The organism is Pseudomonas sp. DW-iso17, from assembly GCF_058725345.1.
Window position 1 is genome coordinate 89,029 of record NZ_JBZXEA010000003.1, and the last position, 15,672, is coordinate 104,700.

The following is a 15,672-nucleotide window of genomic DNA, read 5'->3' on the forward strand; positions in this document are numbered from 1 at the left end:
CGTGATTTCGATTTGTGGGGTAGGTTCATCGCTCGTGAATCTGAGCAGAAGAGAAATGAAAGTTCGAACATCGCCACTGGAAAGGCTTGCAGTGGGCACCGCCACTGCTCTATTTATTGCCGGGCTTTCAATAGGCTATGCTGGAGAGTCGATTTGGCTTAACCGATTTGGCTCATTGATTATTGTTGTTGGCGTAGTAATGGCCGCAATCAAGGTCTCCGACATTCTTAATCAGCAGATTGAGCAGTTTATGGCTCAAGGGCATCAACAGCAGATGGAGCAGCTAATAGATGCTAACCGTTCATTCTTTGGTGGAGAGCTTCCTCCTGGATTCAAGGAAAAGCTTGAGAGCGATGTCTCGAGCAAGATCCGCGAAACATTCGCAACGTATAAACAAAAACGTCTCGATAGGGTTAAGCGAGTAGAGATTGGAGTTCTCGTATTCGGAACCCTCACAAATGGCTTCGGCGACTATCTACTGAGCTTTTTCAAAGCCGCCGCTATCTGCATTTGCACAAACTGAGTCGCTGCTCGAGAGCTCAGTGAAATTGATCAGTCGCCGCAGAAGCAATCGATGTCTTCAGAATAGCCAAATGCATCCATCTGGCCTTTGTAGTTTTCGGCGTACCAAGCCAAGTGAGAGTATTTTGGGCGGTCCATGCGGAACACCTGATTGAATTTTTCCTCCAGACCGGACCAGAAGATCACGCGCTCTGGCTCGGCCTGGATGGCCTTAAACAGCTTGTCTTCGCCCTTTTTCCAGCACAAGTCGCAGTTGCCAAGATCTGAATCCATGCCGAGGTCGAAGTCCTGCGCCTGCCAGAAGGCCGCCACGTCTTCCTTCATAATGCCCGCGGTGTAGGATGGGCAGACGCTGTCCCAGCGAGCGCCACCCTTAGCGTTGGCGGCCATCATGCGGTGGTAACGCCCTGGTTCATCCTTTCGAATGCCAATCACGCAGTCCCACTCGTCGTAACCTAGCGAGCGCATATGCTTCTCGCCGATCTTGATCTTCAGGTAGGCGGTGCACGCGTTGTTAGAGAAGTTGGGCAGCCACATCGGGAGTCCTTTTTCCTGCGCTCGGTACGCGGCAAAGTAGTCCAGCATCATGGTGAAGGGCTCACCGTTGCGGCTTGCGGTTTCGAAGTCCACCAGCTTGTACCAGGGGGCATCATCCGGCTGCCCGTACACCCGGCACCACTCCATCCATGTAACGTGCACATCCCAGCGCTTGGCCATCTGGTCGATGAAATGCAGCGTTTCTTCGCGCTCCTTGCCGGTGTTCTGGAAGCACAGATGTACATCTGGCGGGAGCACACCGCCGTGGGCCTCGAGGATCTTGTAAACCATGTGACCGCTGGTGCGACCACCACTGATGCCGATCTGGGCTGGCCCGGTGATCAAATAGGGATTCATAATTACTCCAGACAGCCGATTGCCTCGCCGGCTGGCGCTGTTCAGTGATATGGGGTATTACGGGTGACCGGCATGGAGCCGGATCAGGCGGTTATGCTTCTTCGGCGTCGAGCCGTGATGCTTGGCGTTGGCCGTGGCTGTAGAGTTGGTGCGCCACGTTTTCGTCAACAACGATTTCGTGGCGCGGATAGCGCAAGAACTCGATCAGTTCGCTGTCGGCCATCAAGTCCATCTTCATGATGGCTATCTGCAGGACTTCGCTGATGATCGGCACCTTGCCGCGAAGCCGGATACGCTCCATGGCCTGCTCGATGCCGGGCCTGACCTTGTGCCGCAATTCCTTCTCGGCGACCGCCTGGCGCTTCTGCGCAGCCTTGGCCGATCTTTCCTGCACAGTCTTGGCCATGGCCTACCTCTTCTATTCCGCTGGCCGGCAGTGCGAGCCAGGTTTGACGTTTGCGTTGCTGGGTGCGGGCTATGCGGCGCATGAGGTGCTTCCACGCCGAGCCTTTGGATAGTCGATGCCGTGGGCCGCGATGATCCGCTCAAAGGCCTTATTGTTGATGGCGAGCTTTCCGCAGCACTGGCGCCGTGTGATTCCAAGCTCCAGGAATGCACGGATGCGCTCGGCGTACTTCGCGTCGCGCTCACCCATTTGGTCTCGGCGATAGTTGTTGTTCGCACCACCTCGTTCCGGCTTCTTGAACGTGATGTCGTTCATGGTGGCGTGCTTGTAGACGTTGCGGCGACTGATGCCCAGGGCGGCAGCGGCCTCTGTTTGGGTGTGCGTGGCGCTCAGTTGGCGCATGTGCTCCACTAGCTTTAGCCTGGCCTGCTCCCGAACATCTTCCCTGTCCAGGGGCAGGGGAGCCGCTTCAACCCTGCGCCGAACGAACGGTTTTGGCGCTGGCGGCATCTGAGTTTTGTAGGTGATTGGCTTGGGTACGTAGCCGCTGGACGGGCCTTCTTCGATCTGCCCGCCCGCCGCCAGGAACTTCTCAACCGCGGCGGCCAGTTCGTTCGATGCCGGCCTAAGGCGCTCTACTTCGTTCTGTAGGATGCTGATCATGCTGACCTCACTTGATGCTGATCGAGCTTTTGCCGATCTCGGAGTGGGCGCCAGGGACCTCCTGTCCATCCTTCAAGGCCTTGGCGATGGCCGCCTTGTCCGGCGCACTGGTTACTTTGACGTTGACGAAGTCGTCAGGGATGGCCTTTTCATCGTCGATGACCACGATGGGCTTGCCCTTGCCGCAGGTGATGGTGAACAGGGGGTGGGTGATCTTGGTGATCCCGGCAGCATCCATGTTGCTGCGCAGGTACTCCTTGAGGCTTTCCTTGCGGTTATTGATGACCCGCTTGCGCTCGGTGAGCCGATCAATCTGCGACTGGATGGCCTCAAGGTCGCCGTCGATGTTCAGGGTGATCATGGCGATGGCCTTGCCCTTCTCCTGAAACTCGCCCTCGATCCCTTCCATGGTGTCGCGCAGGGCGACGGCCAGGTCTTCGTCGGCGGTCTCGGCCAGGGCGGCCAGCTCTTTGAACTGCTCGGCAATGGTGTAGAGCGTGGTCATGCTGCTGACTCCTGATCAAGGCGGGATTTCTGCTCGTCGTACTCACGCACGATCCGGGTGACGGCTTTCGTGTCGCTGCGCAGCGTCAGGCGGCGCACGGCAACGTCATGGAACGCCTTGAGTTCCTTGGGCGTTTTGGCGGTCTTCAAGGATTCAATGACGGACGCGATGTAGTCCAGGCGCTCCTGTTTTTGGCGCTCTTCCTCGGCGACCTTGTCTTCGGCCTGCTCGATCGCTTGCTCATCAGCCAGAGCGTTGACGTAGTCCTTGTCGTCGAACATCCCCAGGAACACGTCGGCGCTGAACCCGAGCGAGCTCAAAGCCTTCTTGATTGCGTCGGTGAGGCTTTTCTTTGGGGCCTCGCCATCTGTGAGCATCCCGTACGACGCCTTGTAGATGTAGTTTGTGCAGCCATACGATTCGATCTCGCCGCGCTGGCCGTCGAGCACGAACCAGAAGGCGATACGAACAGTGTGGTTACTGGTAAAGCCCAGGCTGGAGCGCTTGTCACCTTCGCCGATGAACACCTCGACGCCAGGGTCGAAACGCTCTTCCAGCACTTTCCAGCCGAAACCGATGCCTGCCGGACCGAACACTTCGGTGGCCTTCATGATCATCGCCGTACCATTCAGGCTGGTGATCTGCTGCCCGCCGACTTTGGCGTCTTTCGTGTAGCGGGTGTCCGTCTTATCGACGAGCTCCCAAATCTTCATGTTCTTGTCAGACATGATTGCTCTCCGCGCCACCGGAGAGGGGCGCCGTAAGTGTTTAAGAGGTGATTCGATCAGCGAGAGCGCCGAGCAGCATCAGGAAGGTGAAGAGGGCTAGGGCAGGGAAAGAGCCGCGCCAGATGAGTAGGCGACGGGTGCGCTGGTGGGTTGTCATGGCTTGCACTCCACGCTGAGCAATCGCTCGCCGAGCTTGATGCGCGCCGCCACCTTATCCCGGTCGGTTCCGGTAATTTCCGCAATTTCGCCAAGCGTGCACCCCTGCTGTCGCAGTGCTGCGCATCGCTTGGCGGCTGCCTGTTGACGCTTCTTCGCGCCTTCACCGCTCACGCTTTAACCTCGTAAGCGACAGTCCACTCGCCACACATGCAGGCCCGACCACTCCAGGCGTGAACGTTCGGGATTCCCGCGTCATGAGCCAGCGATAGGGCGCCCAGCCACTTGGTATGAGTGAAGGCCAGGATCATGCGGTCGGCGGGCAGCTCTTCGATTTGCTCGTCGATCAGCGATTTCAAAATTGGCGCGGTCATGCGACAGCCTCCTTGAGCTGCGTATTGCGCTCAACGAACTTGGCGTCCAGCGCATCGCGGTAACGGTTGGCGGTAGGGGAGTCGACCAGATCGGCGAACTCGGCCATTTCGATCATGCCCATGACGAAGGTGCGATCCGGTACCGGTGTGCACGACTTCTTCATCTTGGCGATTTCCAGGCCCAGGCGGGCGAGGGCGGTATGGGTATTCATAGTTCTTCGTCCTCGGCCTGGGAGGCCAGTGCATCGTCAGCGAGGGGTCGAAGTAGGGCCTCTGCAATTTCGCCAAGCTTGCCGAAGGGGTGATCGCTTCGGCCAAGAAGCTCGGCGGCGGCGTCTTTGTCGGACCGGCCACAGTTGTTGGCGACCAGAAGGCGCCCAAGGGCTGGCGTGCCTACCTCAAAGTCTGCCTGCCGGGCGTTCGCCAGCTCATCCGCCGCCAGCTCAAGCTGGGCCACCGTGACGCACTGTGGCGATCTCATGCGCAGCTGAACCTTCACGTCTGCGCCAAACCGCACCAACTGCTCCGTGGCGTTGTACAGCCACTCCCTGCGGGCAATCTCCACCACCGACTCGCTTACTGGAGGCGGCAACTGAGCGTCGTAACGCTCCTGGCATATCTTCAATGCTGCGTTCATGGTCGCCTCCAGGGTGGCGGGTCAGTCGTAATAGTCTTGGTCGGCCAGATACTCGGAATGCTCATTTACAAGCCATTCTTCCATCGAGGCGATTTCGGATTCAGTCATGAAGCTGGTGTCGTCTTCCGACTCCCAATTGATTTCGCAATGACCGAAGTACTCATCGGGATCGGCGGCTTGCGAGCTGAAGTTTCCTTTTCGAGCCGAGTAATATGTGACGGTCAGCTTGATAGCGATGTCCTCGCCGTCCTTGACCGTCCAATATTCGTAAGTTCGGGCCATGGCGACCTCCAGTTTTTGGGGTTAGGCGAGGTTCGTTTCGCGAATCACGAATACGGTCTCTTTGCAGCGCGGCTTATTCCACTTGGAATGGTCGTCACCATTTAGGCCGGACTCTTCAGCAAGGTCGTACGAAGCGACTTGAATACGCGCGCCGTACTCCGCCATCAGCGCAGAGCGGATGACAGCCATAACATGGCTCTTGCCGCTTCCTGTCGGGCCTGAAACCTCGATCTCAATCATCTTGCTCATGACTCTCTCCATTCGTTGGTTCACCTGTATTCGTCAACACACATTCCTCCCGCTGGTTGCCGATGGGCGCGGGGGAGGAGTGCTGACGCAATAAAGGCGCGTAAAAAAGCCCGAACATTGCCCGGGCTTTCGGTGCGACACATAGACCTCCCTACGTGGCGCGGGGGTACCAATTGATTGGGTTCACATGGCTGCCAATCCTCCGCGCCGGGTTGATCGAATAAGGATGCAGGTGGGCGGTTATAGGCCGCATTTTCGTCCGCATCGGGGATAGCAATCCAGGCCGTACCGTTGATTGCCTTGCGGCTTACGGAATCGAACCGCCCAGCGGGATTGCTGTCTCCGATGCGCTCTCATAGAGAGGATCGGGCAGTTAACGACAGGCTGTCGTGGCGCTGGTTGTCAGGCTGCGTCGTACGTCGCGGCGAAGATGTCAGGTTTGCAAGGGTAGAATTCGCCCTTCACGCCCTTGATGATCCAGTCGCCCGGCTGCGCAGTCATCACACCTTCGAGGGTTTCAATCTCCAGCGTGTTGCTGCCCAGATCCTGCGAACAGCTCGGGATCAACATTTCCTCCACAGAGGCGAAGGTGCCGTCAAACTGCACAGCTTCGATGACGACTGGTTTCTTGCGGAACATTGGCATTTGCATATCTCCGGGTTGTTTTCCCGATGCCCACCGCTCTGGATGGGTATCAGTGAAAAGGTCCGTCAGTCTTCGTCGCTCGCTTCGATCATCTTTTCGATGTCGGCGGCGACCGGCTTTTTCCAGTTCTTGATCTGGCCTGTCTCCAGGTCAATGTTCAGGATCAGGTAGTCGCCGTAATGCTCACCAGGGAAGAAGTCCGGCACATAGCCTTCATAGCTGCCGACCTCTTCGCCCTGGGCGTCTTTCAGGCCAGCAGCGAACCCGTCGCGGACCTTGATGTGCAGGTGCAGCTCAGTCACATCCACCTGCACCGTTCTCTGCTGATTGATTTGCATGCTGCTGTCTCCGGGTTGATTTTCCGGATGACCCTGTTGCCAAGGTCATCGAGGAAATCTGTTGTCTCCACCACGCGCATCGCCCGATTCATATCTCTGGCCAGGTCACACATTTCGTGTCCGGTGTTCTTCCTGGCTGGCTTGCGTGGTTTCGCGTACTCACATGTGGGAGTACGGCCAGTTCCAGAGCTGGCGTGGAGATCGAATTTATTGTTCGCGCTGTGCCCGTTGCCGGGGATCGATCTGCGAAGGTCCTGAGCTGTTAAAGAGCGGTCAGGCCCTGAGGCCCTGGCGAGTCCCTGTTGGGTGACTCGATGGAGTGAACAATAAGCTAATGCCTAATCGCCTGTAAATAGGTAATGCCTAATTATTTTCAGAAAATGTTCCCGGTCGTTATTTCGATTTCGGAGATGACATTCTCGGCAGCGCTGATATAAGCTTTGCCTAAGCTGTATGGATATACAGCATCAAACTGGGAGGGGATTTCATGGGGAAGAAGCAGGCGGCACCGGCGGAACGGCAGGAAATGAGCGGTATGGCGCGCCTGGGGCTGCGCGTCTCATCGATGATCAATCACCCGGTCGCTCAGGCTCAGCGCTGGGTGACGATTCATCGCTTGGACACGGACGGTGATCGGGAGTGGGACGAGGTGCTGAGTGTAATCACCGAGACGGACGAGCTTGAACTGACGCTCAATGACGACGGCAGCGTGACAGTGAGGTGGGAGCAGCAGGAAGTGGATAAGGCAGGGAAGGGCGAGCCAGAATTTGAACTCGAGGAAGGGGTGGCGCCTTTCTAGCGCGCAATAAAAAGCCCGCTTTGGGCGGGCTTCAATTTAATGAGACCAAGGATCTACGAGCCGGATAGTGTAAATACGTACCTCAGAGCAACTCCGAGCAATGCTGAAGCGATGGCTCCAATTACAATCGCTCCGCCCAGATACTTACCCATCGTAACCTTGATACCGTTGACATCCTCACCAACTTTCTTCGTATCTGCTTTGATGGAGCTTACGTCCTTTTCGATCCGGTCAAAACGCGATTCTGATATCTTTTCCAGCGCTTTATCGCGCTCTAACTGAGCCGCTAGAAATCCTGAAAATCTTTCGGCTAGCGCTGCATCTCTCGCGATCTGTTCATTTCGAAACGATTCTTGTCTCAGGTCAAATTCGCGTTTTAGCTGCTCATCACGCAAAGCAAGCTCTTTACGATATTCATCTGAGCGCCTTTCGCCGTCCTTTTCCATGCGCTCTATGCGCTTATCCATCCGGTCTTCAATACTGGATAAGGTTGACCTTAGCTCGTCGCGCGTTATGTCGTTCATTTTCCGAGTATCACTCGTTACAGGTCTATTGTCATCAACAAGGTCTGCTGCCAGGGTGTTGGATTTTTGATTAATCCCCGGAAACCTAGTGCAGGCATCGAAATGATTTTTCATATCATTCGCCGTACCAAATTTGCTCGTTGCGTTACTCATCGCTGGCTTCCCCAGCTGAAGAGTCATCGTCGTCGATCAAATCTGAGTCAGGCCTTGGATTGTTTTCCACCCATTCGTGAACAGTTGAGGCCATGTGGGTGCGAAGATAACCGCAACTGTTACAAAAATATCCAAAGGCGGACATGTAGAACATATCAGGTCGGTTTCGTACAGGCATACCTAGGCGAAGCGTTGGTCCGTCATCGTCAGGGCAAAGGATAGTCCAGTCATCTCCCTGACAAAGCGGGCAATTTTCATCCTTACCTGCTCCTTTTGCTACAAGGAATCTTGCAAAGTCCTTAGAGTCAACAGCAAACATCGTGAGCCGTTTCGGCTTTGACTCGGGTGTATCGGTCATTTATAGGCTCCTTGCATCATGCATTTTCAACCTACCAGCCTCTTTGTCACATGGTGAAATTGAGATCTATACCGGTTGTCCGTTCCATACGTAAAGTACCCGGGCCAGGATATGGGTGTCATCCACCCGGATGTCTTCGGGGTCGTGGTGCTTGTTGTCCGATATCATCTTGAAGCGGTCCCTGCCTTTCTTCTGCAATCGCTTCACGTACAGCATCTCGTCGTGGGAGAAGAGGTAGATGCCATCACCCGTGAACTCCCGGATCGTGATGTCGACGAGCAACGGGTCCCGATCCTTGATCGTCGGCGCCATCGACTGACCCCACCCGGTGATCATCTTGAGGTGGAAGTGCTCTTTGAAGGTAACGCCCAGGTCACGCAAGTGCTTGGGGCTGACCCGTATGTCCTGGAGCATTTCCGGGTATTCGTGCGGGATCTGCCCGCCACCCATCGCTGCGCGCACGTCGTAGTGCGCGATCCAAACCTCATCGCCAACCTGGCCAGGGCGAGAGAAGTCGACATGGATAACGTTTCCTGAGTCGCTTTGCTCTGCAGCAGCCAGCAACCTGGCGCGAGCGTCTTCTGAAAGGCTCTTGCCTTTCGACGCCAACATTTGACGAACCATGTCTGCCGCAGATGAGGCCAGCGAGCGTCCGTCATTACTATCTTGAATGGCAGAGTCTTCGTTGGTGACTTCGAGGTTTTCGTAGGAGAAGCCTGGGCGTAGCCCCCAGTGCTCAGGCCCGACGACGTCGGAGAAATAGGCGATCACGTCCATCAGCTTTGACTTGTCGATCCTGCCGTTTTTCACCCAGCCCTGTATCGACGGAGGCTTCACGGAGAAGTCGTCTGCGAGGTTCTTTTTCGATACGCCCTTGGCGATCCGCGCGGCCTCAATGGCGGCGCCTAATTCTGGTCCGGTAAGCATTGCCTAATTAAGCCTATTGTGCTGTTGGTTAGGCAATGGCTTGTCTAAGATAAGGTAATGCCTTATATTCACGCTAAATCTCCAGGAGAGAACTCATGAAATCAGCAGAAGCAGCCAAAGAAGCCTCTCGCTTGCTGGGCAGCCAGGTGGAAATGGCGCGCCTGCTGCAGGTCACTGCGCCCACTGTTAACCAATGGTGCTCGGGCGAGCGCCCGGTGCCCGCCAAGCGCGCAGTTCAAATCGAAGCGCTGACTCAAGGGGCCGTGAATCGTACCGACCTTTGCCCATCGTTTCCGTGGGGGCAGATCGCCTATGCCGCCTCTCACTCACTTTCCGCCGCTTAACCCTTTTGAACAACCAAGGAGCCTCACCAATGGCATATGACGACACCCGCCACCTGAAAGACCGGGAGATCAAGTCCCGCTATGACGATGAAACCTACGAAGCGTTAAAGGCTGTTGCCCGCCTGCACAAGCTACAGCTGGCCGTGTTCGTGCGCATGTGCGTCGAGGAGAAGTTGGAAAGCATCGTTGAACCGAATGCTACCGGTAAACACATGCAGGCCTGAAGGCCCTGAAGGAGGCTATGTGCCTGAAACCACGATCTGCCACGGGATCGATGGGCGCCTCTACGAAAAGCTTGAACGACTGGCGAAAGCTGAAGGGATGACCCCCGACGAGTACGCCGCAAAGCTTGGAGCGGAGCGTTTTTTCGAGAAGACCAGGCCAAGAGGCGCCGGAAAGATCCGGCATCTGCCAACAACAAGGCGAGAACCGCCGAAGCCCGGAATAGGGCCTGAAAAAGGAGGGCCTGATGAAGACCTCAACCAATAAACCCAAATCGCAGGCACAAAAAAGCCGGGGCGCAATCCCGGCTTCTTTAACTGCATACAGCAAAATCATCTGTGAGGCCGATTATGCATACCTCTAACCCTGATGTACAGGCCCTCAATAATCCCGCGCCACGTTTTCTGCAATCGCAAAACGTGGCGCGGACAATGTCATCCGTAGATCTGCGCGACCTTGTAAACGATGCCCGCACCCGTGCAGGCGAGTCAAAGGTCAGAAACGATCAGTTCATTATTCGCGTAGAGGACGAGTTATCCGGCGAGCTGGGGGTATGCAGTTTTATTGCACACCCCCAAAGCGGGGTAATGATGGCCTCGTACGACCTGACCCTGGACCAATGCACCCTGGTGGGAATGCGTGAATCCAAGGCTGTTCGCCGAACGGTCCTGCAAAAGATCAAAGATCTGGAGGGGCCTAAGCAGCTCTCGACCATCGAAATCCTGCAGATCGCCATGGAGTCTGAAAAGGCCCGCTTGATGCTTACCGCCCAGGTTGAGCAGCAGGCCACGAAGATCCATTCCCTGGAGAACCTGTTCAAGGAAGGCATGACCCACACGCAATTCTGCAAGGGCCTCAATGGGGTCAACGTCATGCAGGTGGGTAAGTACCTGGAAGCTCGCAGCTGGCTCTACAACGAGAGCAAGTCCGGCCTGCGTCACCGTGTGGGTTCGTACGCCCGCGACAAGTACATGACCGAACACCAGGTGGAAGTCACCCCGCACGGCAAAGAACCTTTCATCTCCTACACGCCCATCCTGCTGAAGAAGGGCGCCGCACGCCTGTACGACCTGTACCTGGCCGGAGAGCTGCCCATGAAGAAGACCTGGGACGGCCTGTTCACCCACGACAAGGCTATGCGGGGTGCAGCGTGAGTATGGAGTTGATGGTAAAGGCCATGAAGACCAAGGTCGGAAACCCGCTGCGCAAGCTGGTACTGATCAAGCTGGCCGACAACGCTAACGACGTGGGCGAGTGCTGGCCGTCCTACCAGCACATTGCAGATCAATGCGAGATCGACCGCAGCACTGTTCGCCGCCATATCAAGCACTTGGAAGAGCAGCGTCTGCTTAAAATTGAGAACCGCGATGGCCCGAAAGGCAACTCGTCGAACCTCTATTTGCTGACCCTTGGGGGTGTGGGCACAGAAAGCACCCCTGTAGGCCCAAAAAGCACAGGTGTAGGCACACCGCCTACACCCCCTGTAGGCCCAGAAAGCACCAGAACCAGTCACTCTTTTGAACCAGTCATTGAACCAGTAGAGCAGCCGGTCGCTAAAGCTCCCTCGCGCACAAAGGCAAAGGCTGTGAAGTTCGATCCGCTGACTGCCAAGCCCTGCAACGTGAGCGACTCGGCATGGGCTGACTGGTGCCAGCACCGCAAGGAGATCCGCAAGTCGCTGACAGCCACCACCTGCGCCAAGCAAGCCAAGACCCTGGCAGGGCACCACGACGCCGACGCCGTGATCAACCAGTCCATCAGCAATGGCTGGACCGGTCTGTTCCCGGACAAGGTTGTGGCAGGCGGCAGGACTGTCGGCAACGGCCCGGACTTCTACGATCAGTCGTGGCGCACCGATACGAGTGATGACCTATGAAGAACGTCACTCAGATGATCCCTGGTGCTGCGCGGGCCCTGGCCACCGCCGCCCCTTATCAGGCCCCGGCGCAGACCGGAACCCAGCTGGGCGTTGTGGATGACGCCACCGGTGAAGTGGTCGAGCGCCTTTTTCGGCAGTTGCAGGCCATCTTCCCGGCGCACAAGCAGGCATGGCCAGACGACAAGGCCAAGGCCGCCGCGATGCGCAACTGGACCATGGGATTCATGGCCGCGGGCATCCGCACGCTGGAGCAGATCCGTTATGGAATCGAGCAGTGCCGCAAAAGCGGCTCACCGTTCGCCCCAAGCGTCGGCCAGTTCATAGGCTGGTGCACGCCTGGACCAGAGGCGTTCGGCTTGCCAGCGAGCGCTGACGCATGGGTGGAGGCATTGATGGGCGCCTACAGCCACGAAGGTGTGCGTGTCGCGGCCAACGAGACCGGAATATTCGACCTGCGCACCGCCAAGCAGGAAGACAAGGGCCTACGTCAGCGCTTCGAGCACAACTACGCCGTGGTGATCCGCCGCGCCCAGGAAGGCCAGCCGCTGGACGGGAAGATCCTCACCGGAATCGGCCACGACAGCCAGAAAACGGAATTCGAACTCGCCAACGAGCTGGCCGACCAGCAGGTGCAGGCAAAAATACTTCAGCAAGGCATCCCGGCCGACGGCAAGTCCGCCCGCGAGCTGCTGCTGGCAAAAATGAACATTAAGCGCGATGCACAGCGCTGCAAGGAGGGCTTCTGATGAAGGCATATCGACCCTTATGGTCAGCCGTGCAAGGCGCGGGCTACGCAATTCTGTTCTTGGCCTTTTGCGCGTTGTTCGCATACCTGCTCGCGCCACCTCCATCGCTCGCAAACATCTGCGCGAAAACCAATGAGCGTGGTTCATCCGTCTGGGTGGCCTGTGTCGACCGAATGATTCAGGAGCAACGGCCATGACTATCGACAAGCAACAACTGCAAAAACTGCTCTGGGCCGAAGCCGCGTCATACCGGGCCGACTGCGCCGGCTGGAAGCGCAACACCGAGGAGTTGGACGAGTTCCTGGGCGAGAAGACCGTGGGGGAGGTGGCGCTGGAGCTGCTGGCTGAGAACGAGACGCTGCGCGCAAAATTGGAGTGCCCCGATCCGATCCTGATCCAGAGCTTAGACAGCGCCATTGCCGATTACGAGCAGCTTGAAAAGAATGCAACGCGGTATCAGTGGTTGCGCGAGGCTCGTCGCGGCTACATCGAGGTCGTGGAGTGGATCGGCCCGCACGCGACAGGCATGACCGGCGAAGACTTGGACGCACTGCTAGACGCCGCCATGGGCAAGGGAGAGCAGTCATGAAACCGATCATCACTCGCCAAATGCAACCATGCCCGTACAGCTGCGTGTCGACCTGCCTGGCAATGATAGTTGGGCGCCCGGCACAGGAAGTCATCGGGCAGATGCACCAGCCTTACCGGGATGGTGATCTGACCCTGCGGCAAATGCTGGAGCGCCTGGACGTTGAATACACGGCGTTCTTCAGTCTGGACTGCCCGCCGCTGGCAGATGAGGGTGTTTATCTGTGCACGTCACCTTCGCTCAACATCGAAGGCGGTAACCACCAGATCCTGATCGAGGTCACCGACGAGGGCTACTTCGTCCTTGATCCGGTTCAAGGGCGCGAGGATCGCAAGTATTACGTGGCGCGCGGGAAGGGCGATGGCATTTCGCTGGCGGTCGACCTTGGCGGGTTTGTCGTAGACGCCTTCATCTCGCGTGACCATCTTTTGGCCAAGCGGGCGGGCGCGACTTTGGCGGAGGCTGCAGCATGACCAGTCTCCAGATCCGCAACGAGTCAGACCGCAACAAAGCCATGGGCTACATCGCCGGCCTGGACCTGGCCAAGCCCAAGAAGCTGGCCATCACCGAAGTGGACCGCAGCGGGGAGCAGAACAAGTTGCTCCATAAGCTGCTGAGCCAAATCGCAGAGCAGGTTTCCTGGCACGGGCAGAAACTCACCATCGACGTATGGAAGCGACTGTGCACGGCGGCATGGCTCAGAGAAGCTGGGCATTCGCCGATGTTGGTTCCGGCTTTGGATGGGCACGGGATTGACATGATTTTTGAGCATACCTCCAAGCTCAGCGTTGCGCAGTGCGCGAGCCTCATCACTTGGATTGAAGCATTTGGCAGCCAAGAGGGCGTTCGCTGGGCGGCCCAGGATCACTACGGGGGGCGCTACTGATGAAGCTCAAGCCTATGCCCGACCACTCGTACTTGGTCAATCAAATCCATTACTCACAAGAAACCGGGGTTTTCACCTGGAAGGTTCGCAGGAAAGGGCGATATCAAGACGAGTCGGTAGGCTCTTTGCAGAAGAATGGTTACCTGCTCATAACCATCGACGGTGTTCGCTATTTTGCGCATCGCCTCGCGTGGTACTGGGTAACTGGCGAAGACCCTGCTTGCGGTATTGATCATCGCGACGGAGCTGGTACCAATAACCGATTTAGCAATCTTCGTCCGGGTGATCAGTTGCTTAACGTGCAAAATCAGCGCCGCCCGCGATCCGATAACTCATCCGGGTATTTGGGTGTTTCGCCTCTTGGCAAAAGATTCTCTGCGCAGATCCATCACTTAGGGAAAAAGCATCACCTTGGGGTTTTCGACACTGCAATAGCCGCCCATGACGCTTACGTGACAGAGAAGCGAAGGATTCATGCGGGGTGCACGTTATGACCATCGAGCGGAAGCCGGCCAAGCCGAAGAAGTGCCGAGTTGCTGCGTGCGGGGCCTCATTCGTGCCTTCGCGGATGGGCCAGGCGGTGTGCAGTCCAGCCTGCGCGCTCATCGACGGGCCGAGGCATGCGCCAAAGGCACGCAAGGCCCTGGCCGACATTGAGCGCAAGGACATCAAGGTCCGCAAGGAGAAGCTGAAGACCCGTGGCGACCACATGCGCGAGGCCCAGCAGGCATTCAACGCGTACATCCGTGCACGCGACCAGGCCGCCGGCCACCTGTGCATCTCCAGCGGCAAGCCATTGGACTGGAGCGGCAATGCGGTAGATGCAGGGCATTACCGCAGCGTCGGCTCCGCACCTCACCTGCGCTTCGATGAGCGCAACTGCCACGCACAGAGCAAGCAGGACAACCGGTTCCTATCCGGCAATGCCGTGGATTACCGGATAGGCCTGATCGCGCGCATTGGCCAGGAGGCCGTCGACGCGCTGGAGGCTGATCAGGCGCCGCGCAAGTACTCCCTCGAGCAGATCAAGGGCATCAAGGCCTACTACCGGGCAAAGACAAGAGAACTGAAAAAAGGGGAAGCCGCATGAAGCTGATCAACGCAAGACAGGTATGGACCGAAGCACAACACGAATCGAACGCGTCGATCAGCGCTGTGGCCATCGACAAAGCGCAATCGGCACCGATCAAGAAGGGGCAGCGCATGCGCCGAGCCGAGGCTGTGTTCGCTGCGCTGGGGGAAGACAAGGAAGAGCGCATCCAAGTTGTGCGGCAAAAGATCAGTATCAGCGAGACGCGCGGAACACCGATTGGCCGCTCCACCGCCCGCGCCGCCCACCTGGCCACCATCGGTAAGGTGTTGCGCGCCATCGACACACTGCCGTTCCAGGTGCAACAGTTTGGCCACTATCTCTACCACCCGGCAATGAATATGCGGCACCTGCTGAATGCGGTACTGCTGATCACCGCCAAGGCCGCGCTTCCAGACCTGACATCGGCGAAGCGAGTGAAGGCGCAGTACCTGGTGACCCTGGCCCTGCAATCGTACAAGGGTGAGGTCGCCGGATCGGCAGAGTGGGGGCCGGCCCGAGTTGCCGCTGAGATGCTGACATTCTTCGGCGTCACCATCGACCCGAAGAACTGGACGCGCGACTGGCTCGACCTGTGGGAATCCCTGAAAGAAGTGATAAAGGAAGTGGATATTCAGGCTCAACAACCTCTATGGCAGGTGATCCACTCGGAAAAAGATCAAGAGGCGGCATAATCATATTGACATGACGGGGTTTTAAGCGTACTTTTCCCATAGTGCACAAGTAACGCGAAACGCACACGAAACCCTGAACCCG

The 15,672-nt window shown here is 57.3% G+C and carries 30 protein-coding genes; 14 read left to right on the forward strand and 16 right to left on the reverse strand.

Annotated features, from left to right (window positions below; genetic code table 11):
• Positions 1 to 55: 55 nt before the first annotated feature.
• Positions 56 to 523 carry a hypothetical protein gene (locus tag AC4PS6_RS02880; protein WP_492180643.1) on the forward strand — a complete coding sequence of 156 codons (468 nt, stop codon included), beginning with the start codon at positions 56 to 58 and terminating at the stop codon, positions 521 to 523.
• Between the two features lie 29 nt (positions 524 to 552).
• Here the strand turns inward: AC4PS6_RS02880 and AC4PS6_RS02885 are convergent, their stop codons facing one another.
• The 13 genes from AC4PS6_RS02885 to AC4PS6_RS02945 all read right to left on the reverse strand — a co-directional run bounded on the left by AC4PS6_RS02885 (position 553) and on the right by AC4PS6_RS02945 (position 6,399).
• Positions 553 to 1,416, reverse strand: a complete 864-nt coding sequence (locus tag AC4PS6_RS02885) for an adenine nucleotide alpha hydrolase family protein (RefSeq protein ID WP_492180644.1) — start codon at positions 1,414 to 1,416, stop codon at positions 553 to 555.
• Positions 1,417 to 1,507: 91 nt separating this feature from the next.
• Positions 1,508 to 1,822 carry a hypothetical protein gene (locus AC4PS6_RS02890; RefSeq protein WP_289328861.1) on the reverse strand — a complete coding sequence of 105 codons (315 nt, stop codon included), beginning with the start codon at positions 1,820 to 1,822 and terminating at the stop codon, positions 1,508 to 1,510.
• A gap of 69 nt (positions 1,823 to 1,891) precedes the next feature.
• The gene (locus tag AC4PS6_RS02895) at positions 1,892 to 2,485 is read right to left on the reverse strand and encodes a hypothetical protein (protein ID WP_492180645.1); all 594 of its coding nucleotides are present in this window, start codon (positions 2,483 to 2,485) and stop codon (positions 1,892 to 1,894) included.
• A gap of 7 nt (positions 2,486 to 2,492) precedes the next feature.
• The gene (locus tag AC4PS6_RS02900; RefSeq protein WP_014717876.1) at positions 2,493 to 2,990 is read right to left on the reverse strand and encodes a siphovirus Gp157 family protein; all 498 of its coding nucleotides are present in this window, start codon (positions 2,988 to 2,990) and stop codon (positions 2,493 to 2,495) included.
• Positions 2,987 to 3,718, reverse strand: a complete 732-nt coding sequence (locus AC4PS6_RS02905; protein ID WP_492180646.1) for a hypothetical protein — start codon at positions 3,716 to 3,718, stop codon at positions 2,987 to 2,989. Before AC4PS6_RS02905 ends, AC4PS6_RS02900 begins: the two co-directional genes overlap by 4 nt.
• A gap of 153 nt (positions 3,719 to 3,871) precedes the next feature.
• Entirely contained in the window at positions 3,872 to 4,048 is a 177-nt protein-coding gene (locus tag AC4PS6_RS02910; protein WP_014717878.1) for a hypothetical protein, read from the reverse strand.
• Complete coding sequence (locus tag AC4PS6_RS02915; RefSeq protein WP_014717879.1) at positions 4,045 to 4,248, reverse strand: hypothetical protein; 204 nt, start codon at positions 4,246 to 4,248, stop codon at positions 4,045 to 4,047. The genes AC4PS6_RS02910 and AC4PS6_RS02915 overlap by 4 nt, the downstream gene beginning before the upstream one ends.
• Positions 4,245 to 4,460 (reverse strand): hypothetical protein, encoded by a 216-nt coding sequence (locus AC4PS6_RS02920; RefSeq protein ID WP_106111222.1) that lies wholly within the window; start codon positions 4,458 to 4,460, stop codon positions 4,245 to 4,247. The genes AC4PS6_RS02915 and AC4PS6_RS02920 overlap by 4 nt, the downstream gene beginning before the upstream one ends.
• Positions 4,457 to 4,885 (reverse strand): hypothetical protein, encoded by a 429-nt coding sequence (locus AC4PS6_RS02925; protein ID WP_492180647.1) that lies wholly within the window; start codon positions 4,883 to 4,885, stop codon positions 4,457 to 4,459. The genes AC4PS6_RS02920 and AC4PS6_RS02925 overlap by 4 nt, the downstream gene beginning before the upstream one ends.
• 21 nt (positions 4,886 to 4,906) lie before the next feature.
• On the reverse strand, positions 4,907 to 5,167 hold the full coding sequence (locus tag AC4PS6_RS02930) for a hypothetical protein (RefSeq protein ID WP_198834883.1): 261 nt from the start codon (positions 5,165 to 5,167) through the stop codon (positions 4,907 to 4,909).
• Positions 5,168 to 5,188: 21 nt separating this feature from the next.
• Positions 5,189 to 5,416 carry a DEAD/DEAH box helicase family protein gene (locus tag AC4PS6_RS02935; protein WP_339231145.1) on the reverse strand — a complete coding sequence of 76 codons (228 nt, stop codon included), beginning with the start codon at positions 5,414 to 5,416 and terminating at the stop codon, positions 5,189 to 5,191.
• 402 nt (positions 5,417 to 5,818) lie between these two features.
• Entirely contained in the window at positions 5,819 to 6,061 is a 243-nt protein-coding gene (locus tag AC4PS6_RS02940; RefSeq protein WP_492180648.1) for a hypothetical protein, read from the reverse strand.
• A 65-nt stretch (positions 6,062 to 6,126) separates the two neighbouring features.
• Entirely contained in the window at positions 6,127 to 6,399 is a 273-nt protein-coding gene (locus AC4PS6_RS02945) for a hypothetical protein (RefSeq protein ID WP_492180649.1), read from the reverse strand.
• A 487-nt stretch (positions 6,400 to 6,886) separates the two neighbouring features.
• Here AC4PS6_RS02945 and AC4PS6_RS02950 point away from each other — a divergent pair, with 487 nt between their 5' ends.
• Positions 6,887 to 7,198, forward strand: a complete 312-nt coding sequence (locus AC4PS6_RS02950; protein ID WP_056786195.1) for a DUF1654 domain-containing protein — start codon at positions 6,887 to 6,889, stop codon at positions 7,196 to 7,198.
• A gap of 53 nt (positions 7,199 to 7,251) precedes the next feature.
• On the opposite strand, the gene AC4PS6_RS02955 is transcribed toward AC4PS6_RS02950, so the two are convergent.
• From AC4PS6_RS02955 to AC4PS6_RS02965, 3 genes are all read right to left on the reverse strand, one after another.
• A complete protein-coding gene (locus AC4PS6_RS02955; protein ID WP_156408315.1) occupies positions 7,252 to 7,875 on the reverse strand; it encodes a hypothetical protein in 624 nt (207 codons plus the stop codon).
• Entirely contained in the window at positions 7,868 to 8,233 is a 366-nt protein-coding gene (locus AC4PS6_RS02960; protein WP_156408314.1) for a hypothetical protein, read from the reverse strand. Before AC4PS6_RS02960 ends, AC4PS6_RS02955 begins: the two co-directional genes overlap by 8 nt.
• Positions 8,234 to 8,299: 66 nt before the next feature.
• Positions 8,300 to 9,160 (reverse strand): S24 family peptidase, encoded by an 861-nt coding sequence (locus AC4PS6_RS02965; RefSeq protein WP_056786178.1) that lies wholly within the window; start codon positions 9,158 to 9,160, stop codon positions 8,300 to 8,302.
• A gap of 95 nt (positions 9,161 to 9,255) precedes the next feature.
• Here AC4PS6_RS02965 and AC4PS6_RS02970 point away from each other — a divergent pair, with 95 nt between their 5' ends.
• The 12 genes from AC4PS6_RS02970 to AC4PS6_RS03025 all read left to right on the forward strand — a co-directional run bounded on the left by AC4PS6_RS02970 (position 9,256) and on the right by AC4PS6_RS03025 (position 15,590).
• The gene (locus AC4PS6_RS02970) at positions 9,256 to 9,504 is read left to right on the forward strand and encodes a transcriptional regulator (protein WP_056786176.1); all 249 of its coding nucleotides are present in this window, start codon (positions 9,256 to 9,258) and stop codon (positions 9,502 to 9,504) included.
• Positions 9,505 to 9,533: 29 nt separating this feature from the next.
• On the forward strand, positions 9,534 to 9,728 hold the full coding sequence (locus tag AC4PS6_RS02975) for a hypothetical protein (RefSeq protein WP_040267807.1): 195 nt from the start codon (positions 9,534 to 9,536) through the stop codon (positions 9,726 to 9,728).
• Between the two features lie 19 nt (positions 9,729 to 9,747).
• The gene (locus AC4PS6_RS02980) at positions 9,748 to 9,993 is read left to right on the forward strand and encodes a hypothetical protein (RefSeq protein ID WP_201491453.1); all 246 of its coding nucleotides are present in this window, start codon (positions 9,748 to 9,750) and stop codon (positions 9,991 to 9,993) included.
• A gap of 164 nt (positions 9,994 to 10,157) precedes the next feature.
• The gene (locus tag AC4PS6_RS02985; RefSeq protein ID WP_233453227.1) at positions 10,158 to 10,880 is read left to right on the forward strand and encodes a phage antirepressor protein; all 723 of its coding nucleotides are present in this window, start codon (positions 10,158 to 10,160) and stop codon (positions 10,878 to 10,880) included.
• A gap of 23 nt (positions 10,881 to 10,903) precedes the next feature.
• Positions 10,904 to 11,602, forward strand: coding sequence for a helix-turn-helix domain-containing protein (locus tag AC4PS6_RS02990; protein WP_233475234.1), 699 nt, complete (start codon positions 10,904 to 10,906; stop codon positions 11,600 to 11,602).
• Positions 11,599 to 12,351 carry a replication protein P gene (locus AC4PS6_RS02995; RefSeq protein ID WP_492180651.1) on the forward strand — a complete coding sequence of 251 codons (753 nt, stop codon included), beginning with the start codon at positions 11,599 to 11,601 and terminating at the stop codon, positions 12,349 to 12,351. The genes AC4PS6_RS02990 and AC4PS6_RS02995 overlap by 4 nt, the downstream gene beginning before the upstream one ends.
• 193 nt (positions 12,352 to 12,544) lie before the next feature.
• Entirely contained in the window at positions 12,545 to 12,940 is a 396-nt protein-coding gene (locus AC4PS6_RS03000; RefSeq protein WP_492180652.1) for a DUF1062 domain-containing protein, read from the forward strand.
• Complete coding sequence (locus tag AC4PS6_RS03005; RefSeq protein WP_492180654.1) at positions 12,937 to 13,413, forward strand: hypothetical protein; 477 nt, start codon at positions 12,937 to 12,939, stop codon at positions 13,411 to 13,413. Before AC4PS6_RS03000 ends, AC4PS6_RS03005 begins: the two co-directional genes overlap by 4 nt.
• Complete coding sequence (locus tag AC4PS6_RS03010; protein ID WP_492180655.1) at positions 13,410 to 13,826, forward strand: recombination protein NinB; 417 nt, start codon at positions 13,410 to 13,412, stop codon at positions 13,824 to 13,826. Before AC4PS6_RS03005 ends, AC4PS6_RS03010 begins: the two co-directional genes overlap by 4 nt.
• On the forward strand, positions 13,826 to 14,320 hold the full coding sequence (locus AC4PS6_RS03015; protein WP_492180657.1) for an HNH endonuclease: 495 nt from the start codon (positions 13,826 to 13,828) through the stop codon (positions 14,318 to 14,320). The genes AC4PS6_RS03010 and AC4PS6_RS03015 overlap by 1 nt, the downstream gene beginning before the upstream one ends.
• Positions 14,317 to 14,916, forward strand: a complete 600-nt coding sequence (locus AC4PS6_RS03020; RefSeq protein WP_492180658.1) for a recombination protein NinG — start codon at positions 14,317 to 14,319, stop codon at positions 14,914 to 14,916. The genes AC4PS6_RS03015 and AC4PS6_RS03020 overlap by 4 nt, the downstream gene beginning before the upstream one ends.
• Positions 14,913 to 15,590, forward strand: coding sequence for a bacteriophage antitermination protein Q (locus tag AC4PS6_RS03025; RefSeq protein ID WP_492180660.1), 678 nt, complete (start codon positions 14,913 to 14,915; stop codon positions 15,588 to 15,590). The genes AC4PS6_RS03020 and AC4PS6_RS03025 overlap by 4 nt, the downstream gene beginning before the upstream one ends.
• Positions 15,591 to 15,672 lie beyond the last annotated feature (82 nt).

Bases quoted from the DNA above. Each gene is read 5' to 3' on its own strand.
- AC4PS6_RS02995 (WP_492180651.1), top strand. From the start codon at position 11,599: ATGAAGAACGTCACTCAGATGATCCCTGGTGCTGCGCGGGCCCTGGCC.
- AC4PS6_RS02890 (WP_289328861.1), bottom strand. From the start codon at position 1,822: ATGGCCAAGACTGTGCAGGAAAGATCGGCCAAGGCTGCGCAGAAGCGC.
- AC4PS6_RS02965 (WP_056786178.1), bottom strand. From the start codon at position 9,160: ATGCTTACCGGACCAGAATTAGGCGCCGCCATTGAGGCCGCGCGGATC.
- AC4PS6_RS02960 (WP_156408314.1), bottom strand. From the start codon at position 8,233: ATGACCGATACACCCGAGTCAAAGCCGAAACGGCTCACGATGTTTGCT.
- AC4PS6_RS02975 (WP_040267807.1), top strand. From the start codon at position 9,534: ATGGCATATGACGACACCCGCCACCTGAAAGACCGGGAGATCAAGTCC.
- AC4PS6_RS03025 (WP_492180660.1), top strand. From the start codon at position 14,913: ATGAAGCTGATCAACGCAAGACAGGTATGGACCGAAGCACAACACGAA.
- AC4PS6_RS03010 (WP_492180655.1), top strand. From the start codon at position 13,410: ATGACCAGTCTCCAGATCCGCAACGAGTCAGACCGCAACAAAGCCATG.
- AC4PS6_RS02895 (WP_492180645.1), bottom strand. From the start codon at position 2,485: ATGATCAGCATCCTACAGAACGAAGTAGAGCGCCTTAGGCCGGCATCG.
- AC4PS6_RS03005 (WP_492180654.1), top strand. From the start codon at position 12,937: ATGAAACCGATCATCACTCGCCAAATGCAACCATGCCCGTACAGCTGC.
- AC4PS6_RS02880 (WP_492180643.1), top strand. From the start codon at position 56: ATGAAAGTTCGAACATCGCCACTGGAAAGGCTTGCAGTGGGCACCGCC.
- AC4PS6_RS02900 (WP_014717876.1), bottom strand. From the start codon at position 2,990: ATGACCACGCTCTACACCATTGCCGAGCAGTTCAAAGAGCTGGCCGCC.
- AC4PS6_RS02925 (WP_492180647.1), bottom strand. From the start codon at position 4,885: ATGAACGCAGCATTGAAGATATGCCAGGAGCGTTACGACGCTCAGTTG.
- AC4PS6_RS02940 (WP_492180648.1), bottom strand. From the start codon at position 6,061: ATGCCAATGTTCCGCAAGAAACCAGTCGTCATCGAAGCTGTGCAGTTT.
- AC4PS6_RS02985 (WP_233453227.1), top strand. From the start codon at position 10,158: ATGTCATCCGTAGATCTGCGCGACCTTGTAAACGATGCCCGCACCCGT.
- AC4PS6_RS02945 (WP_492180649.1), bottom strand. From the start codon at position 6,399: ATGCAAATCAATCAGCAGAGAACGGTGCAGGTGGATGTGACTGAGCTG.
- AC4PS6_RS02915 (WP_014717879.1), bottom strand. From the start codon at position 4,248: ATGACCGCGCCAATTTTGAAATCGCTGATCGACGAGCAAATCGAAGAG.
- AC4PS6_RS03000 (WP_492180652.1), top strand. From the start codon at position 12,545: ATGACTATCGACAAGCAACAACTGCAAAAACTGCTCTGGGCCGAAGCC.
- AC4PS6_RS02905 (WP_492180646.1), bottom strand. From the start codon at position 3,718: ATGTCTGACAAGAACATGAAGATTTGGGAGCTCGTCGATAAGACGGAC.
- AC4PS6_RS02950 (WP_056786195.1), top strand. From the start codon at position 6,887: ATGGGGAAGAAGCAGGCGGCACCGGCGGAACGGCAGGAAATGAGCGGT.
- AC4PS6_RS02955 (WP_156408315.1), bottom strand. From the start codon at position 7,875: ATGAGTAACGCAACGAGCAAATTTGGTACGGCGAATGATATGAAAAAT.
- AC4PS6_RS03020 (WP_492180658.1), top strand. From the start codon at position 14,317: ATGACCATCGAGCGGAAGCCGGCCAAGCCGAAGAAGTGCCGAGTTGCT.
- AC4PS6_RS02885 (WP_492180644.1), bottom strand. From the start codon at position 1,416: ATGAATCCCTATTTGATCACCGGGCCAGCCCAGATCGGCATCAGTGGT.
- AC4PS6_RS02920 (WP_106111222.1), bottom strand. From the start codon at position 4,460: ATGAATACCCATACCGCCCTCGCCCGCCTGGGCCTGGAAATCGCCAAG.
- AC4PS6_RS02990 (WP_233475234.1), top strand. From the start codon at position 10,904: ATGAAGACCAAGGTCGGAAACCCGCTGCGCAAGCTGGTACTGATCAAG.
- AC4PS6_RS03015 (WP_492180657.1), top strand. From the start codon at position 13,826: ATGAAGCTCAAGCCTATGCCCGACCACTCGTACTTGGTCAATCAAATC.
- AC4PS6_RS02935 (WP_339231145.1), bottom strand. From the start codon at position 5,416: ATGAGCAAGATGATTGAGATCGAGGTTTCAGGCCCGACAGGAAGCGGC.
- AC4PS6_RS02970 (WP_056786176.1), top strand. From the start codon at position 9,256: ATGAAATCAGCAGAAGCAGCCAAAGAAGCCTCTCGCTTGCTGGGCAGC.
- AC4PS6_RS02930 (WP_198834883.1), bottom strand. From the start codon at position 5,167: ATGGCCCGAACTTACGAATATTGGACGGTCAAGGACGGCGAGGACATC.